The following is a 1,753-nucleotide window of genomic DNA, read 5'->3' as shown; positions in this document are numbered from 1 at the left end:
GGTGCCGACATGGTGGGCATAATCAGTCGCGGTCAACTCTGTGTCGATCCCGGGGATCACTCCGGTCACTGTCGCCGTGTTGACGTACAGCCCAGCCACCACCACATCCGACACAATGCCCTGCGAGGTGAACAGCCACACTTCGCCGGGATCGAGCAGACCATCGTGGTCGGTGTCACCAACGTTGTACCCCTGAACATCCATGACGGGCATCGCGTCGAAGTCGTCGTTGGCGTTGCCAGGTGTGCCGCGATCGTCGACGATGCCGTAGACATCGACAGCAGTGATGCCAAGGTTCGTGAGGAGGTAGGTCCACACCAGGGGTGTACCCACTGCAAACCGTCGACCCGGTGCCGCGTTGGCATCTTCGGTCGCGGTGGGATTCTGGGGGTCGAGCGCGTTGACAGCCTTCTCAAGGTGCAACAACGCATAAGGAGCGTACGAGTTCGCCGCGTCGGCATCTTGTGCACTCTGACCCGTCGCGGTAAAGCTTCCGATAACAGTTGCAAGGTTGCGGTATGTTCCTGCGACGGCGGTGCCGCTCCAGCGGTAGTTCCAGATCTCGTCGACATCTAGCAGGCCGTCGCCGTCAGTATCGCCACCGACAAAGGTCGGCGTGAAGTCATCAGAGGCTGTTGCCGTGCCATTGTCGTCCCGCAACGAAACGGCGAGCGCAACGTTGCCACGGTTTGTCACGGTGTACGTCCACGTCACGGTTGAACCAACGGCCACCTGAACGCCGGGTGCGAGATCAGCATCCACCCCGTTGACGTACTTTTCGACATCGATGGCCACGGTGGCGCCGAACAGCCAGGCTGTGTCTTCGTCGCGCACGGCTGCACCAGAAGAGTCTCGGCCAGTCACGATGCCTCGGTTGCCGTACAGACCCATCGGCGCCGCAAACGAACGAACGCCTGCCGAGGTGAACAGCCACACTTCGTTCTTATCGAGAGCACCGTTGCCGTTGGTGTCGCCCGAGACGTACACCGGCGTGAAGTCGTCACTCGTGTCGCTCGGTGTGCCGTTGTCATCGAACACCACGATGTTCGTGATGGCCTTCTTGGTCAGATTGCTGACGAGATATGTCCACACCACGGGGCTGCCAGAGGCGAGCAACCTCGCCGACGCGCTGCTGTCGGCGTCTTCTGCTGCCGTGGGAGCGGTCGGCTTCACCGCGTTGACGGCCTTCTTAATGAGGATGGCGCCCGATACGACGTCTTCGGCAACGCCGTAATAGTGGGCGACATCGGTGCTGGTGAGCAGGTTGCCGTCGGCAGCGCCCGTTGCTGTCGCGACGTTGACGTACTGACCCTGCAACGCAGTACGAATCGCGCGGAACAGCCACACCTCATCAAGGTCAAGCACCCCATCACCGTCGGTGTCACCAGAGAGGTAAGTCGGCGCGAAGTCATCGCTCGTCGTGAGCGTGCCATTGTCGTCGACGAGCGTCACGTTCTTGACCTCGACGCCCTGGGCCCAGACGCGGTATGTAAAGGTCACGCTCGCGGGCAAGCTCACGGTCGGACCCGTCGCAACATCGGCGTCTTCAGCAGTGGTCGGGTGAAGCGGGTCGACGGCGTTGACGGCCTTCTTGATGATGAGCTTGGCGGGAACGACGGCCACCCCGATGTGGTGCGCAGCGTCATCGTCGCTCACCGTAACGCCGTCGGCAGTCATCGCGGTCGCCGTTGCGATATTGACGTACGCGCCGAGCTGAGTTGTCGCGGTGACGACGCCAGCTGAGGTGTAGAGC

At 61.8% G+C, this 1,753-nt stretch carries 1 protein-coding gene; it reads right to left on the bottom strand.

From position 1 onward, the window contains the following. Positions 1–1,753, bottom strand: a 1,753-nt coding sequence (locus tag WBQ70_RS12015) for a hypothetical protein (protein WP_423914527.1), incomplete at both ends; no start/stop codon positions are given.

It is taken from the genome of Flavobacterium sp. (genome assembly GCF_049590715.1).
GTDB lineage: Bacteria > Bacteroidota > Bacteroidia > Flavobacteriales > Flavobacteriaceae > Flavobacterium.
The sequence above is the reverse complement of the archived record's forward strand: the minus strand, read 5'-3'. Positions and strand labels throughout refer to the sequence as shown.